The organism is Pseudomonas sp. BNK-30, from assembly GCF_047456185.1.
Classification (GTDB): Bacteria; Pseudomonadota; Gammaproteobacteria; order Pseudomonadales; family Pseudomonadaceae; genus Aquipseudomonas; species Aquipseudomonas putida_E.
This window is the reverse complement of record NZ_CP179904.1, coordinates 4,515,727-4,531,344: the sequence shown is the minus strand read 5'-3', so window position 1 is coordinate 4,531,344 and position 15,618 is coordinate 4,515,727. Positions and strand designations below refer to the sequence as shown.

Annotated in this window: 16 protein-coding genes; 11 read left to right on the top strand and 5 right to left on the bottom strand. The window is 61.8% G+C overall.

Annotation, left to right across the window (positions count from 1 at the left end; translation table 11 throughout):
- Nucleotides 1–6 precede the first annotated feature (6 nt).
- From cysW to ACMGGN_RS20940, 5 genes are all read left to right on the top strand, one after another.
- Entirely contained in the window at nucleotides 7–879 is an 873-nt protein-coding gene (gene cysW, locus ACMGGN_RS20960; protein ID WP_414156266.1) for a sulfate ABC transporter permease subunit CysW, read from the top strand.
- Between the two features lie 3 nt (nucleotides 880–882).
- On the top strand, nucleotides 883–1,872 hold the full coding sequence (locus ACMGGN_RS20955) for a sulfate/molybdate ABC transporter ATP-binding protein (RefSeq protein ID WP_204919377.1): 990 nt from the start codon (nucleotides 883–885) through the stop codon (nucleotides 1,870–1,872).
- A 302-nt stretch (nucleotides 1,873–2,174) separates the two neighbouring features.
- Nucleotides 2,175–2,756, top strand: coding sequence for an alpha/beta hydrolase (locus ACMGGN_RS20950; protein WP_414156265.1), 582 nt, complete (start codon nucleotides 2,175–2,177; stop codon nucleotides 2,754–2,756).
- 63 nt (nucleotides 2,757–2,819) lie between these two features.
- Nucleotides 2,820–3,650: a sigma 54-interacting transcriptional regulator gene (locus ACMGGN_RS20945; protein WP_115273334.1), complete on the top strand. Its 831-nt coding sequence runs from the start codon at nucleotides 2,820–2,822 to the stop codon at nucleotides 3,648–3,650.
- A gap of 176 nt (nucleotides 3,651–3,826) precedes the next feature.
- Nucleotides 3,827–4,612, top strand: a complete 786-nt coding sequence (locus ACMGGN_RS20940) for a MetQ/NlpA family ABC transporter substrate-binding protein (RefSeq protein ID WP_046786990.1) — start codon at nucleotides 3,827–3,829, stop codon at nucleotides 4,610–4,612.
- A gap of 238 nt (nucleotides 4,613–4,850) precedes the next feature.
- Here the strand turns inward: ACMGGN_RS20940 and ACMGGN_RS20935 are convergent, their stop codons facing one another.
- Entirely contained in the window at nucleotides 4,851–7,214 is a 2,364-nt protein-coding gene (locus ACMGGN_RS20935; protein WP_414156264.1) for a penicillin acylase family protein, read from the bottom strand.
- Nucleotides 7,215–7,300: 86 nt separating this feature from the next.
- On the opposite strand from ACMGGN_RS20935, the gene ACMGGN_RS20930 reads away from it, so the two are divergent.
- Entirely contained in the window at nucleotides 7,301–7,867 is a 567-nt protein-coding gene (locus ACMGGN_RS20930) for a sugar O-acetyltransferase (protein ID WP_119688101.1), read from the top strand.
- On the opposite strand, the gene ACMGGN_RS20925 is transcribed toward ACMGGN_RS20930, so the two are convergent.
- Nucleotides 7,846–8,415, bottom strand: coding sequence for a DUF6436 domain-containing protein (locus ACMGGN_RS20925; RefSeq protein ID WP_251962097.1), 570 nt, complete (start codon nucleotides 8,413–8,415; stop codon nucleotides 7,846–7,848). The genes ACMGGN_RS20930 and ACMGGN_RS20925 overlap by 22 nt on opposite strands.
- Before the next feature lie 120 nt (nucleotides 8,416–8,535).
- Here ACMGGN_RS20925 and ACMGGN_RS20920 point away from each other — a divergent pair, with 120 nt between their 5' ends.
- On the top strand, nucleotides 8,536–9,462 hold the full coding sequence (locus tag ACMGGN_RS20920) for an alpha/beta hydrolase (RefSeq protein WP_174141039.1): 927 nt from the start codon (nucleotides 8,536–8,538) through the stop codon (nucleotides 9,460–9,462).
- Here ACMGGN_RS20920 and ACMGGN_RS20915 read toward each other — a convergent pair whose 3' ends face one another.
- Nucleotides 9,463–10,215, bottom strand: coding sequence for a DUF2059 domain-containing protein (locus tag ACMGGN_RS20915; protein ID WP_414156263.1), 753 nt, complete (start codon nucleotides 10,213–10,215; stop codon nucleotides 9,463–9,465).
- Between the two features lie 113 nt (nucleotides 10,216–10,328).
- Here ACMGGN_RS20915 and ACMGGN_RS20910 point away from each other — a divergent pair, with 113 nt between their 5' ends.
- The gene (locus ACMGGN_RS20910) at nucleotides 10,329–10,961 is read left to right on the top strand and encodes a 2OG-Fe(II) oxygenase (RefSeq protein WP_046787080.1); all 633 of its coding nucleotides are present in this window, start codon (nucleotides 10,329–10,331) and stop codon (nucleotides 10,959–10,961) included.
- Nucleotides 10,948–11,451, top strand: coding sequence for a DUF523 domain-containing protein (locus ACMGGN_RS20905; protein ID WP_046786996.1), 504 nt, complete (start codon nucleotides 10,948–10,950; stop codon nucleotides 11,449–11,451). Before ACMGGN_RS20910 ends, ACMGGN_RS20905 begins: the two co-directional genes overlap by 14 nt.
- Before the next feature lie 59 nt (nucleotides 11,452–11,510).
- On the opposite strand, the gene ACMGGN_RS20900 is transcribed toward ACMGGN_RS20905, so the two are convergent.
- Nucleotides 11,511–11,999 carry a substrate-binding periplasmic protein gene (locus ACMGGN_RS20900; RefSeq protein WP_046786997.1) on the bottom strand — a complete coding sequence of 163 codons (489 nt, stop codon included), beginning with the start codon at nucleotides 11,997–11,999 and terminating at the stop codon, nucleotides 11,511–11,513.
- A gap of 197 nt (nucleotides 12,000–12,196) precedes the next feature.
- Here ACMGGN_RS20900 and ACMGGN_RS20895 point away from each other — a divergent pair, with 197 nt between their 5' ends.
- Nucleotides 12,197–12,673, top strand: coding sequence for a DUF4399 domain-containing protein (locus ACMGGN_RS20895; protein WP_046786998.1), 477 nt, complete (start codon nucleotides 12,197–12,199; stop codon nucleotides 12,671–12,673).
- Nucleotides 12,674–12,801: 128 nt separating this feature from the next.
- Here ACMGGN_RS20895 and serA read toward each other — a convergent pair whose 3' ends face one another.
- Complete coding sequence (serA, locus tag ACMGGN_RS20890; protein ID WP_039602651.1) at nucleotides 12,802–14,031, bottom strand: phosphoglycerate dehydrogenase; 1,230 nt, start codon at nucleotides 14,029–14,031, stop codon at nucleotides 12,802–12,804.
- Nucleotides 14,032–14,202: 171 nt separating this feature from the next.
- Here serA and ACMGGN_RS20885 point away from each other — a divergent pair, with 171 nt between their 5' ends.
- A complete protein-coding gene (locus ACMGGN_RS20885; RefSeq protein WP_414156262.1) occupies nucleotides 14,203–15,600 on the top strand; it encodes an FAD-binding oxidoreductase in 1,398 nt (465 codons plus the stop codon).
- Nucleotides 15,601–15,618 lie beyond the last annotated feature (18 nt).

The window sequence follows — 15,618 nt, the reverse complement described above, 5'->3', positions numbered from 1 at the left end:
GCCGGCATGTCCAGTTCATCCCTGAGTGCTACCGCTGCCGCCAATGCCGCACGTCGCGGCAGCGCCACGTCGCGGCGCATCCTGATCGGCCTTGGCTGGCTGGTGTTCGCACTGTTTCTGCTGCTGCCGCTGGTGATCGTGGTATCGCAGGCGCTGAAGAACGGTTTCGGTACCTTCTTCGAGGCGATCTTCGAGCCTGATGCCTTGTCGGCGCTGAAGCTGACGCTGCTCGCCGTCGTCATCTCTGTGCCGCTGAACCTGGTATTCGGCGTCAGCGCCGCCTGGTGCGTGAGCAAGTACACCTTCCGTGGCAAGAGCATCCTGGTCACCCTGATCGACCTGCCGTTCTCGGTATCGCCGGTGATCGCCGGCCTTGTCTACGTGCTGATGTTCGGCGCCCAAGGCTTTTTCGGGCCTTGGCTGCAGGACCACGATATCCAGATCGTCTTCGCTTTGCCGGGCATCGTGCTGGCGACCATCTTCGTCACCGTGCCCTTCGTTGCCCGTGAGCTGATCCCGCTGATGCAGGAGCAGGGTACCCAGGAAGAAGAGGCTGCGCGCCTGCTCGGTGCCAACGGCTGGCAGATGTTCTGGCACGTGACCCTGCCGAACATCAAGTGGGGCCTGATCTACGGTGTGGTGCTGTGTACTGCGCGGGCCATGGGCGAGTTCGGTGCGGTATCGGTGGTCTCGGGCCATATCCGTGGCGTCACCAATACTTTGCCGCTGCATGTGGAGATCCTCTACAACGAGTACAACCACGTCGCGGCCTTCAGTGTGGCCAGCCTGTTGCTGATCCTGGCGCTCTTCATCCTGCTGCTCAAGCAGTGGAGCGAGAACCGTATTAACCGCCTGCGCCATAGCGCAGCGGAGGAATAAGTCATGTCGATCGAAGTTCGTAACGTCAGCAAGCGCTTCAACAGCTTCCAGGCCCTGGCCAACATCAACCTGGATATCCACAGCGGTGAGCTGGTGGCCCTGCTCGGCCCCTCTGGCTGTGGCAAGACCACCCTGCTGCGCATCATCGCCGGCCTGGAAACGCCGGATGACGGCAATATCGTGTTCCACGGCGAAGACGTATCCGGCCACGATGTACGCGATCGCAACGTTGGTTTCGTGTTCCAGCACTACGCGCTGTTCCGCCACATGAGCGTGTTCGACAACGTTGCCTTCGGCCTGCGCATGAAGCCCAAGGGCGAGCGCCCGAGCGAGAGCAAGATTGCCGAGAAGGTTCATGAACTGCTGAACATGGTGCAGCTGGACTGGCTGGCGGACCGCTACCCTGAACAGCTTTCCGGTGGCCAGCGCCAGCGTATCGCCCTGGCCCGCGCTTTGGCGGTGGAGCCCAAGGTGCTGCTGCTCGATGAGCCGTTCGGTGCCCTCGATGCCAAGGTGCGCAAGGAGTTGCGCCGCTGGCTGGCGCGTTTGCACGAGGACATCAACCTGACTTCGGTGTTCGTCACCCACGACCAGGAGGAGGCCATGGAAGTGGCCGATCGCATCGTGGTGATGAACAAGGGGGTGATCGAGCAGATCGGCTCCCCGGGGGAAGTGTATGAGAAGCCGGCCAACGACTTCGTCTACCACTTCCTCGGCGACTCCAACCGGCTGGCGTTGAGCGAGGGTCATCATGTGCTGTTCCGCCCGCACGAGGTGTCGTTGTCGCGCCATGAAACAGAAGGGCACCATGCCGCCGAGGTACGTGATATCCGCCCATTGGGCGCGACTACCCGGGTGACTTTGAAGGTGGAAGGGCAGAGCGAGCTGATCGAGGCCGAGGTGGTCAAGGATCACGACAGCCTGACCGGCCTGGCGCGAGGTGAGACGCTGTTCTTCAGGCCAAAGGTCTGGCAGAAGGTGGCGGATATCTGAGTTGCTTTAGCGGGTGAAAAACCCGGACAAGGTCCTGATGCCTGCCAGTTAAGCGATTCGGGGCCGCTTTGCGGCCCATCGCCGGCAAGCCAGCTCCCACTGGTACAGCGCAGACTCAAGAACTGCGCTGTACCAGTGGGAGCTGGCTTGCCGGCGATGGGCTGCGGAGCAGCCCCAATGCTAAACGGTTGGCAGGCTCGTTTTGATTTTTGGTTATTAGTAAATATCTTCTTATTCCTTTAAGGATATAAACCCTTCCCTATACTTGCCTCCAAGTACGCAAATTCACAGGAGGCTTCCCCATGCGCAATGAGTCCATTCGCTACCTGATTGTGCCGGGTTGGCAAGGTTCGCCAGACAATCATTGGCAGAGTCACTGGCAGCGCACCTTGCCCAACAGCGCGCGGGTAGAGCAGAACGACTGGCTCACCCCGCAGCGCCAGGACTGGGTGCAGGCGTTGGAGCAGGCAATCGCTGCTGAACGCTCGCCGGTGATTCTCATTGCCCACAGCCTGGGCTGCATCACGGTCGCCCATTGGGCTGCCCAGGCCAGCCCGGCCTTGCTGCGGCACGTACGCGGCGCGCTGTTGGTTGCCCCGGCAGATGTCGAGCGGCCGACCTGCTCGCCCGCCCTGCGCAACTTCGCGCCAATGCCGTTGCAGGCCCTGCCATTTCCCTGCCAGGTGGTCAGCTCCGACAACGACCCTGCCGTGAGCGTGCCGCGCGCGCTGTACCTGGCTCAGGCTTGGGGCGCAGAAGCGGGGTTGCTGACCAATGCAGGGCATATCAACGTCAAATCCGGGCATGAACACTGGGAGCAGGGGTTTGCCTACCTGTATCGCCTGCAAAGCCGTGTCGAACAGCGCGCGCTGCGCCGCGCCTGATCGCCACCACTGTTTATCGTTTGCCTGACGCCCGGCCCGCAGAGGTTTGGGCGGGAGTTAGTCATGACTTTTCAAAACCCGTTTGGCCAGCCGCTGCTGACCTTCCCTGAACTGGACAAGAGCCCACTTAGCATTCGTGCCAAGGCGCTGGTGTTCATCGACCCACGCTCGCAGCAGTTGCGCCAGGCGCTGGACCGCCTGGCACCGCAAGCCTTGCCGGTGCTGATCCGCGGTGAGACCGGTACCGGCAAGGAGTTGCTGGCACGGCAAATCCACCGGGCCAGTGACCGTGGTGGGCTGTTCGTCTCGGTAAACTGCGCGGCCATCAGCCATACCTACGCCGATGCTGAGCTGTTCGGCTACAGCGCCGGCACCCATGGAGGTACCGCCAGCAGCCGGGCGGGCTGGTTCGGATCGGCCAATGGCGGCACGTTGTACCTGGATGAAATCGCCGACTTGCCGTTGGCGATCCAGGGCAAGCTGCTGGCCGCGCTGGAAAACCGTGAAGTCATCCGCGTCGGCGCGCAGCTGCCGCAACCGGTGGACGTACGCCTGGTGGCTGCGACGAGCATTGACCTGGCCCGGGTGGTCAAAGCTGGCAGGTTCAATGAACGCTTGTACCAGTACTTGCGTGAGGGCTCGCTGGAGCTGCCTCCGTTGCGTGAGCGCTGCGGCGATATCCTGCCGTTGGCTGAGTATTTCGTAGGTATCTACTGCGCACGCCTGCAGCGCCCTGTGCCGTTAATCAGTGAAGCGGCCCAGCAGGTGCTCCAAGCCCACGCGTGGCCCGGCAATACCCGCGAACTGGAAAACATCATCCACTTCGCCCTGCTGGTGAATGATAGTGAAGAGATCCAGCCACAGGACCTCGACCTGCCGAATACCCCGCGCTAGACGTTGCTCATAAACAAAGTGGGTAATGGCAATTTGCTTTTGGAATAAGCAGCTAATTAAAAGGTATTGTTGCGGAATAAAAAATCTCGGTATCTTGCGCCTCACGCCCGCTGATGAAACGGTTGGGCACCTGACTTCGCCATCACAGATGGCCCAGAAACAAAACAAGGACCACCATGAAGAAGACCCTGCTGACCACTGCCCTGGCCGCTGCCCTGTCGTTCTCCGGCCTGGCTGCCGCCGCCGAGAAACTGGTGGTTGCCGCGACCCCTGTGCCCCACGCCGAAATTCTGGAGCTGATCAAGCCGACCTTGGCCAAGGAAGGCGTGGACCTGCAGATCAAGGTCTTCACTGACTACGTACAGCCCAACGTACAGGTAGACCAGAAGCGCCTGGACGCCAACTACTTCCAGACGCTGCCTTACCTGAAGAGCTTCAACGAAGGTAAAGGCACCCATTTGGAAACCGTGATCGGCGTGCACGTCGAACCGTTCGGTGGCTACTCGAAGAAGATCAAGAACCTGTCCGAACTGAAGGACGGCGCCACCGTTGCCATTCCTAACGAAGGCAGCAACAGTGGCCGCGCCCTGATCTTGCTGCAGAAGGCTGGCCTGATCACCCTGAAAGATCCAAAAAACGCCCTGGCCACTCCGAAAGACATTGCCGAGAACCCGAAGAACCTGAAGTTCAAGGAGCTTGAGTCGGCCATGCTGGCGCGTGTACTGGACCAGGTCGACCTGGACATGATCAACACCAACTACGCGCTGGAAGCTGGCCTGAACCCGGCCAAGGATGCGTTGGTGATCGAGGGTAGCGACTCGCCGTACGTGAACTTCCTGGTGGCCCGCCCGGACAACAAGAACAGCGAGGCTATGCAGAAGCTGGCCAAGGCCCTGACCAGCCCTGAGGTCAAGGAATTCATCGCCAAGAAGTACAGCGGTGCGGTGCTGCCGGCGTTCTGATTCGCCTGCTTAACCCTTGCATGAAAAACGCCGACGCATTCGCGTCGGCGTTTTTTTGGGGGTGGCACAACGCTCAGCGTTGGCTACCCAATGCCCGGCTCAATGCCAGCAGCCACAGCAGTTGTTCGTTGGAGTCAGTCGGGCAGGGGCTTTTCATCGTTATCGTCCTTGTAGTGTGATGGCCGTGCGGATCGCAGTCTGAAGCTGTTGGAGAAGCCGATCCGAAGAAAAGTTTCCATCACTCTGTGGGTACCAGACGCAAGGTAGTGTGGGCCGGTATCACCCCCATCTGGGCGCGCTGGTACTGCCCCTCGATATAGCCTTCAGCCTGATCCGAATAGTGCCGATCGAACGGCACACCACTCTGCCCGACCGGGTTGCTGGTCAACGCCTGCCCAGCGTCGGCGAAGTCGATCAGCCTCCGTGTCGATGGCCCATACGTCACCGGCCACGGCGCAGGCCCGATTTTCGCCGACAGGTTGTTGGGCACCTCATGGGTACCCGGCGCGGCAAACGGGCCGACGTTGAACAGCAGGTTCATCGGCTTTTTAACACCCAGTGGATGGTTGTGCGTCAGGGTATGCGCCTTGCCCCATTGCCAGCTGGCCGGGTCTTTGCCAAAGGTTTCGCGCAGGTGCTCGAGGGTTTGCTGCCAGGCGATGCGCACGATGGCGGTGCGGTCGGTACGTTGGTTAGCACCGCGCGTGTTCCACCACGGTGATTGCGCGTCCGCCGCCAAGCGTGGCAGTGCAGAGTCGATGGTGCGGGTACTGATGAGCACCGGGAACCAGGTATCGCCCAGTTCGTCATGCATCGCGGCATGTGCCAACTGGTAGAGAAACTGGTTGAACAGTGTGGCGCTGGTAGAGTCCAGCGGGTGATCTCCGCGCCAGGCGGCCAGTTGCTCTACCAGCTCCTTTTCCTCATCGCCCTGGGCGATGTCGCGCAGCGTCGCAAGCAGGGGCGCCAGGGTACGTGGGCCGTAGTCGTTGGCGGTGTCCAGTTGCAGCGCCTGGCTGTTCTGGGTATCCCACTTCACCTGCGGGTTGGCTAAGTGGCGCTCCAGCTGGCGGCCCCGGTCCGGCAAGTTGTAGTAGCCCGGTATCGGTACCGCCGCTGGCGGCTGGTGGTTCGCTGAAACGATGTAACCGCTGGCCGGGTTTTCCTGCTGTGGGTTGACGCTGAAAGGGTAGAAACCCAGCTTGTCGGCCTGGTGGCTCGCGCCATCGAGGATGAACGACGGGTTGACGCCATCCGGGCGGATCGGCAGTTGCGCCGCAGCCCACCAACCAATATCGCCACCTGCACTGGCCCAGACGAAGTTGAGCCCCGGCGCCTGAACCTTGGCCGCCGCCTCGCGCATCTTGGCAAGGGAGTCGGCACGGTTGAGCTGATAGAAGCCTTCGAGGATCGGATTCTCGGTTTCCAGGAAGGCCCACCACATCGCGATTGGCGTCGTGCCGGCGGTCGCGCCCAGCACGTCGTTGACGATCGGCCCGTGGGGTGAGCGGCGCAGGCTGATGCTGACGGGCTGCTCGCCTTTGACGGCGATTTTCTGCTCAGTCTTTTCCAGTGTTCGCCATTGGCCCTCGACCATCACCTGATCGCTGTTGGCCGGGTTGGTCTTTTCCGCTATCAGGTCGACATCGTCGTTCTGGAACATGGTCAGGCTCCAGCCGAAGTCGCGATTGTGACCGAGCAGCGCGAACGGGTTCAGCGCCTGGAAGTAGCCGTACAGGTTGAACCCTGGCGCCGACAGCTCGGCCTCGTACCAGACGGCCGGCACCGCGAAGCTGATGTGCGGGTCGCCGGCCAGCAGCGGCTTGCCGCTGCGGGTACGGCCGCCGGCCACTGCCCAGGCATTGCTGCCTTCGAATTGGGGAATGCCGGCATCGCCAAGGGCTTGGTGGCTGAGGCGGGCGAGGGTTTCAAGGCCCTGCCAGTCCTGCGCCGCCAGCGGGGTCCCCAGCGCGCCGTCAGGTTGCCAGTCGAGGTCGAAAATCTCCAGGTACTGCGGCCCGAGCTGGTCGCGGATGTAGGTCAAGGCAGGCTCGGTGCGGAACGCGGCGGCAAAACTGTAGGCCAGGTAGCCGGCAATGCTCAGGGTGTCTTCAGCGGTGAACGGTCTGGGCGTTATGCCTATAAGGTCAAACTCCATGGGTTTGGGGTGGCTCGCCTGCCAGGCGTTGATGCCATCGAGGTAGGCTTGCAAGGCCTTCCATGCGGGGGATTGGTGGTCCAGGCGCTGAACCATCAGCGCCGCCTGATCACGGATGCGCAGGCTGCGGAACAGGGTATCGGTGGCCAGCAGCTTGTCGCCCAGCACCTCGGCCAGTTCACCGCGGGCCAGGCGGCGCATGATTTCCATCTGGAACAATCGGTCCTGGGCATGCACGTAGCCGAGGGCGCGGTACAAGTCTGCTTCGTTCTGCGCCTGCAGGTGCGGCACGCCGCGGGTGTCATAGCGCACACTGACCGGAGCCTGCAGGCCGGCTACCGCTACCTCGCCGTCACGCTGCGGCAGTTTGCCGTGCACGTACCAGTAACCGGCACCGGCGGCCACGGCCACTACCACGGCCAAAAGGGTCAGGCTGCGCTTCATTGAAGCTCCTTGTGCATTCGAGCGGGAATTGTGGTCCGATCTTCGGCGGATTCGCGCAAAGAGCATAGCCCTCGACAGGAGTTTCCATGTCCCTCAGCGAAAAACAGAAAATGCTCAGCGGCCAGCCCTACCACGCCGGCTGCCCCGAACTACAGGCTGAGCAAATCGCAAGCAAGCACTGGATGCAGCGCTACAACACCAGCTTCGAGTTGCTTAACGAAGCCCGTAACGGTCTGCTTGCCGAGCACTTCGGCCATGTGGGCGAAGGCACGGTCATCCGCCCGCCGTTCTATTGCGACTACGGCTACAACATCAGTGTCGGCCGCAACACCTTCATGAATTTCAACTGCGTGATCCTGGACGTGCTGCCGGTACGTATCGGCGATGATTGCCAGATTGGGCCGGCGGTGCAGATCTACACCGCCGATCACCCGCTCGACCCTGAACTGCGGCGTACCGGGCTGGAGAGCGGACGGCCGGTGACCATCGGCAACAATGTGTGGATCGGTGGTGCGGCAATCATCCTGCCTGGGGTGACCATTGGCGATAACGCAGTGGTTGGTGCGGGCAGTGTGGTGACCCGCGATGTGCCGGCAGGCGCGGTGGTGGTCGGTAACCCGGCGCGCGTGCGTCAGCCGGCCCAAGGGCAATAGCAGCCGACGGCCAGCGTGTTCGATGCGGTGACGTGGCGGCCATCGAGCAGGGCCTTGAGGATCGGCTCGATGAAGCTGTTGCTGGCGTTGCACACCGCGCCTTCGCTGTAGGGGCCGAAGTACGCGAGGTTGCCTTGGCGGTCCCAGATCGCTACGGCCGGAGAGGCGGGCAGGTTTTCGCTGCCCGGCAGGTGGGTGATGGGCTGCAGGTGGGTGAGGCTTACCGGCAGCTGGCCATGGCTGCCCGGCTTTTGCACAACGTGGAAGGCCACGCCCTTGTCTGCGAAATGGCTGACCAGGTCACCCAGGTGCTGCTGGTTGCCGACATTGCACGGGCAGGTCGGGTCCCAGAAGTGCACTACGCGAACCGGGCCGGGGCCGGCGAGCTCTGCGGGCAGGCGCAGCTGGCTGCCGTCGAACAGCGTGGTCTGGCTTTCGAACGGGCGCAGGTAGCGGGCCTGGAAACTGTCGTATGCCCACCAGAGCACGGCGGCGCATGACAGTAATGCAATGGCTGAAAATATCGGCTTGATCGTTCGAGTTTTCATGGCACATCCGCAGCCTTTGGAGGAGCGGTCTTGTTGATTGAAAAAGTGGCCAAGCTTGCCACGGCGCAGCCAAGAGCTGAATATCCCGGATCAATACTCGCTTCGCTGTGGATGTACCCGATGCCTGCCGCTTTTCACCCCGACCGCCTGCGCGTCAGCCTCGCGCCCCTGGGCAAACGCCAACCCTTGTCCGTTCAGGCGCAGGATTATCAGCGTTTCTACGGCCTGAACCTGCCGGCGCAGAGCTGGCTGGGCGGTTTTCAGGCAGCGGGTTTCGAGCTGGTGGGGCAGGTCTGGCTACCTTCGCAGCCCGTGGCGACAGTGTTTGTGCTGCATGGCTATTACGACCACATGGGCCTCTACCGCCACGTGATCGAATGGGCACTGAAACAGGGTTATGCAGTGATCAGCTGCGACCTGCCTGGCCATGGCCTGTCCAGTGGCGAGCGCGCCAGCATCACTGATTTCGCACTCTATCAGCAGGTGCTCGATGCCCTGTTCGAGCAGGCGCGCGGCCTTGCTTTACCGCACCCGTGGCACCTGTGCGGGCAAAGCACTGGCGGTGCCATCGCCGTCGATCATCTGTTGCATCAGGGGGTACAGAGCCCGGTTGATGGCCAGGTGATCCTGCTTGCGCCGCTCGTGCGCCCACGCGCCTGGCTGTGGTCGAAACTCAGTTATCGAGTGTTGCGCCACTTCGTCAATGGCATTGAGCGGCGCTTCAGCGAAAACAGCAACGACCCGACGTTCTTGCCGTTTCTGGAGGCCGACCCGCTGCAGCCTCGGCGCCTGCCGACAGCCTGGGTCGGCGCGCTGATGGCCTGGGTCAAGCGGATCGAGGCCGCGCCGTGCAGCCCGCGGCGGCCGTTGATCGTGCAGGGGCAGGCCGATGGCACAGTGGACTGGCCCTACAACCTCGAAGTGCTCAAGGCCAAGTTTGCTGAGCCACAGATCCTGCTGCTGCCCGAAGCCCGTCACCACTTGGCCAATGAACTGCCGGGAATCCGCCAGCGCTATTTCGACTTCATCGACCAGCGCTTGGGCTGACTACTTGAGGTTCGCGCCGTTCTGGCCGACTGCCAGGCCGGCGCGCACGGCTGCCACGGCGGCCTGGTAGTACGCTTTGCCTTGGGGGGACTCGGCGAAGGTGGCGAACTCTTCCAGCTCGGCGTCGGACAGGTCGCGGTAGACGTAAAGCAACGTATTGTTGAGGTCTTCGCCAATCTGGTTCATCAGCCGCTGGCGCTGGCCATCGAGCAGGCCCTGGGCCTGGCCACCGCCGAACAGGCCGGGGATCATCGAGCTAAGGCTGTCGGCCGCCACACCGGCTATCGCCAGGCTAACCTCGGCACCGGCTTCGCGGGCCGGAAGGGCCTGAGCCAGGTGCCCGATGATCAGCAGACGGTTGTCGCTGGCCTGAATTTTCGGCAAGCCCTTGGCGTGCTTGGCCAACTGGTCCTTGCGCGTGGCCAGCAGTTCGGCGGCGACGATCTTGCGCCCCAGCGGTGACTGGAAAAAGGCCAGCGCCGGCGCAGGGTCGGGCAGGGCGCTGCGCAATTGCGCCTGGGCACGGCGGTCCATGGCCTCGGCCTGGAAGCGCTGGTTGCTGTTACTGACCAGCGCCTGGTAAACCGCAGGCGGCAGGCTGTTGCGATAGCGCTGCTGGGCGGCGCTCACGGCATCATTGAAATGGGCGCGCTGGTCGGGCCAGCCGGCGGCCTTGTACAGCTGATCGAGGCTGTCTGCCCAGACCGGCATGGTGCAGATCATCAGCAGAATCAGGGAAAACAGACGGCGCATTCAGGACTCCTGTCGGCAGGTGGCTATTGTCCTTGGCTCGGCGCCGGTTTGTCGAGATAGCGGAGTGTTTCTCGGCCAAGTGGCGCTGTGCGAGTGCAGGGCTAATGGATATGATGCGCGCCATGCATATCTCCCCTGAACACCCGATGCTTGCGGCCGTCGTTGACGATCTGGCCACCCATGGCTGGTCGCAGCAGGCCCTTTTCCTGCCGGCCGAGCTGGTGCGTGCGCTTGCGGCCGAGTGTCGGCGCCGTGATGCCGAAGGCCAGCTCAACCCTGCCGGGGTGGGGCGCGGTGTGGCCCAGGAGGTGCGCGAGGCGATCCGTGGCGACCAGATCCAGTGGATCGACCCGGGGCAGGCCGAGGCTTGCGACAAATACCTGGAAGCCATGGACCAGCTGCGCCTGGCCATCAACCAGGGCCTGTTCCTGGGCCTTGAAGACTTCGAGTGTCACTTCGCCCTGTACCCGGCAGGTGCGTTCTACCGTCGCCACCTGGACCGTTTTCGCGACGACGACCGGCGCATGGTCTCGGCTGTGCTCTACCTCAACGAAGACTGGCAGCCGCAGGATGGTGGCCAGTTGCGCATGTTCCTGGCTGACGCTGTCGAGCATGACGTGCAGCCCGTGGCCGGCTGCCTGGTGGTGTTTCTGTCGGGTGAAGTGCCTCACGAAGTCTTGCCTGCGGGGCGTGAGCGGCTTTCGTTGACGGGTTGGTTCCGGCGCCGTGGCAATGACCCGTTCTGACCCGCCCAAGGTACTGGTCAGCGCCTGCCTGCTGGGGCAGCCGGTGCGTTATGACGGGCGGGCCAGCGGCCATCCTGATCTGTTGCAGCGCTGGCAGGCTGAAGGGCGTGTGGTGCCGTTGTGCCCGGAGGTGGCCGGTGGCCTGCCCACACCGCGCCCGCCCGCAGAGATCCCGGGCGGGCAGGGTGGCGATGTGCTCGATGGGGCAGCGCAGGTGCTGACGGTGAAGGGCGAGGACGTAAGCGCGGCCTTTCTTGCCGGTGCGCACCAGGCGCTGGCACTGGTGCGTCGGCATGGCATCCGGGTCGCGGTGCTCAAGGCGGGCAGCCCTTCGTGTGGCAACCGCTTGACCTACGATGGCACGTTCGCAGGGGTGAAGGTGCCGGGGCAAGGGGTTACCACTGCACTGCTGCAGCGGGAGGGGGTACTGGTGTTCAGTGAGCTGGAGCTGGAAGAGGCCCAGCGAGCGCTGGCTGGGCTGTCAGCGTAGTCTGGTGCTGGCCTTTCGCGGGGTTAGCCGCGTAAAGGCTGGTGCAGGCAATAAATGACTCACTGCCCGGTAGCCGTCTCCGGCACACCCTTGAACCACTTCTGCTCAAGCTCCGCTGTACGGCCGCTGTCCTTGAGGCGCTGCAGCGCGTTGTTCACCGCGCTCTCGAACGCCGGGTTGTCTTTCTGGAACGGGATGACCAGTTTCCTCTCGCCAAAAGGCTGGCTCAGATCAAACGGCGTATCGGCCTTGGGAGCATTGTCCGATGGGGTCAGGGTGATGTCGTATTTGCCACTTTCAACACCCGGCAGTATCTCGGCCACAGGCGTTTCAATGAACTCGACACGCAGGTCCAGTTGTTTGGCCAGCTCTTGGCCGAATTCGATTTCAAAGCCCGTCAGATGCTCGTTTTCCTTGAAGGCATACGGCGAGTTGTCGGCCTGTACGGCAATGCGCAGTTCGCCCCGGTCGGCGATTTCGTCTATCAGCTCGGCTTGAGCCAATGGCGTGATCAGTACTGCCAGCAGTACACCCATGGTCGAACGCATCTAATGCCCCTTTTCTTTGGCAAATGAATAACTGTCGCCACGACTTTCTTCCTCGTCGTGGTCGAGCGCAGCCTATGACCTTGAAGCCTTGGCGATGTTTAACCCTAACTGAATTTTTTCTCTTTGTGGGCTATGGTGAGCTTCCGCTGCCGTTCGTTTGCAGGTGGCGGTCAATGAGTGAATCACAGGAGAAGTGAATGAACAGCCTATTTTCGCGTGCTGCCGTAGCCGGTCTGCTGATGGGGGCCTCGGTACTGGCCAGCGCTGCGGATGCGCTGAAGAGCCAGGAGCCGCCCAAGGATGCCAAGGTCTTCATCGTTTCCCCCGCCGATGGCGCAACGGTCGACAAGACCTTTACCGTCAAGTTTGGCATCGAAGGCATGGGGCTCAAGCCTGCGGGTGACCAGACCCCGCACACGGGCCACCACCACCTGCTGGTAGATGTGGACAAGGAGCCTGCAGCCGATCAGCCACTGCCGACCAGCCTGATGCCGGAAGGCGGCGCGGCGTTGCCAGCCGGCCCGCAGGTGCTGCACTTCGGCAAGGCCCAGACCGAAACCACTCTTACCCTGACGCCGGGCAAGCATACCCTGCAGCTGGTACTGGGTGACCAGTATCACGTGCCGTTCAAGCCAAGCGTTGAGTCGAAGAAGATCACGGTTGAAGTGAAGTAAGCCGAGCCATCACGCAGCCCTTAAGCTGGCAAGTCGATCCCCACTGGCATCGTTGTGTGAGCTGGCTTGTTGGCGAAACAAAAAAGGGAGGCCACCAAGGCCTCCCTTTTTTCATACCGCAATCAAGCTCAGAACAGTACGCGCGAGCGGATGGTGCCCTTGACGTGCTGCAGCTTCTCTTGCGCAAGGTCCGAGTACTCGGCGTCAACGTCGATTACCACGTAACCCACTTTCTCGTTGGTCTGCAGGAACTGACCGGAGATGTTGATACCGTTCTCGGCGAAGACTTTGTTGATCTCGCTGAGCACACCCGGAATGTTTTCGTGGATGTGCAGCAGGCGGTGCTTGCCCGGGTGTGCCGGCAGGGCGACTTCAGGGAAGTTGACCGACGATACCGAGGTGCCGTTGTCGCTGTACTTGACCAGTTTCTCGGCCACTTCCAGGCCGATGTTGGCCTGGGCCTCGGCGGTGGAGCCGCCGATGTGCGGGGTCAGGATCACGTTGTCCAGGCCGCGCAGCGGGCTTTCGAACTCTTCGTCGTTGGAGCGTGGCTCGACCGGGAACACGTCGATGGCGGCGCCGATCAGGTGCTTGTCCTTGATGGCTGCGGCCAGGTGGTCCAGTTCTACCACGGTGCCACGGGCGGCGTTGATCAGGATCGAGCCCTTCTTCATCGCGCGGATTTCTTTCTCACCGATCATCCACTGAGTGGATGGCAGCTCAGGCACATGCAGCGAGACGATGTCGGCCAGGCCCAGCAGTTCGTGCAGGCTGGTGACTTGTACGGCGTTGCCCAGCGGCAGCTTGGTCAGCGGGTCGTAGAAGTAGACCTGCATGCCCAGGCTCTCGGCCAGTACCGACAGCTGGGTACCGATCGAGCCATAGCCGACGATGCCCAGCTTCTTGCCGCGGATTTCGAACGAGTTGGCCGCGCTCTTGATCCAGCCGCCACGGTGGCAGGAGGCGTTTTTCTCGGGGATGCCGCGCAACAGCAGGATGGCTTCGGCCAGTACCAGTTCCGCCACCGAACGGGTGTTGGAGTATGGCGCGTTGAACACGGCAATGCCGCGCTCGCGTGCAGCGTCCAGGTCGACCTGGTTGGTGCCGATGCAGAAGCAACCGACGGCGACCAGTTTCTTGGCACAGTCGAAGATCTCTTCGGTCAGCTGGGTACGCGAACGGATGCCGATGAAGTGGGCATCAGCGATCTTTTCCTTGAGTTCTGCTTCCGGCAGCGAGCCAGTGAGGTACTCGATGTTGGTGTACCCGGCGGCCTTGAGGGTATCCACCGCGTTCTGGTGCACACCTTCAAGAAGAAGGAACCTGATCTTGCTCTTGTCGAGAGAAGTCTTGCTCATCTGCGTAAACCTGTATCCCGGAGAAAAAATGGCGAGAAATGATGCTAGGCGCAGCGCGGGCCTTAGCACGAACAGCGGGGGCGCTATGCTAGCATACGCGACACAATCTGAGCTTATCCCGACAGGTGAAGAGTACTCAGGGTGACTATGAATAAGTCGAGAGTTCCGGCGATGACGCACCCCGCGGTAATTGATGAACTGATGACCTTGGTAGACCCTGGCAAGGTCCTGACCGATGCCGCTTCCCTGGAAGCGTACGGCAAGGATTGGACCAAGCATTTTCCGCCCGCGCCCACTGCCATCGTGTTCCCCAAAAGCGTGGAACAGGTTCAGGCCATCGTTGGCTGGGCCAATCGCCATCAGGTGGCGCTGGTGCCTTCCGGCGGTCGGACCGGGCTCTCCGCCGGTGCGGTGGCAGCCAATGGTGAAGTGGTAGTCGCCTTCGACTACATGAACCAGATTCTCGATTTCAATGCCTTCGACCGCACGGTGGTCTGCCAGCCAGGGGTCATCACTCGCCAGCTGCAGGCATTCGCCGAAGAACAGGGGCTTTATTACCCGGTGGATTTCGCCTCGAGTGGCTCCAGCCAGATCGGCGGCAACATCGGCACAAACGCCGGCGGCATCAAGGTTATTCGCTACGGCATGACCCGTAATTGGGTTGCCGGCCTGAAAGTTGTCACCGGCAAGGGTGAGCTGCTCGAGCTGAACAAGGACCTCATCAAGAACGCCACGGGCTATGACCTGCGCCAGTTGTTCATCGGCGCCGAAGGTACCCTGGGCTTCGTGGTCGAGGCCACCATGCGCCTGGACCGCGCCCCACGCAACCTCACCGCCATGGTGCTGGGCACGCCGGACTTCGATTCGATCATGCCGGTGTTGCATGCCTTCCAGGGCAAGCTTGACCTCACGGCATTCGAGTTCTTTTCCGACAAGGGCCTGGCCAAGATCATGGCACGTGGCGATGTGCCTGCGCCGTTCGCCACCGACTGCCCGTTCTATGCCCTGCTGGAGTTCGAGGCCAGTACCGAGGAGGTGGCCAACGATGCGCTAGCCACCTTCGAGCACTGCGTCGAGCAAGGCTGGGTAATAGACGGGGTGATGAGCCAGAGCGAAGCTCAACTGAAAAACCTGTGGAAGCTGCGCGAGTACCTGTCCGAAACCATCTCCCACTGGACGCCGTACAAGAACGACATTTCGGTCACGGTCTCCAAGGTGCCGGCGTTCCTGCGCGACATCGATGCCATCGTCAGCGAGCACTATCCCGACTATGAGGTGGTCTGGTACGGGCACATCGGCGACGGCAACCTGCACCTGAACATCCTCAAGCCCGAGTCCATGAGCAAAGACGATTTCTTCGCTTCATGCACCAAGGTCAACAAGTGGGTGTTCGAGATCGTCCAGCGCTATAACGGCTCGATCTCCGCCGAGCACGGTGTGGGCATGACCAAGCGCGATTACCTTGGGTATAGCCGCTCCCCACAGGAAATCGCCTGCATGAAGGCGATAAAGGCCGTCTTCGACCCTAACGGCATCATGAATCCGGGTAAGATCTTCGCTCCTGAATAAAAGCAGTAATCAAAGGAG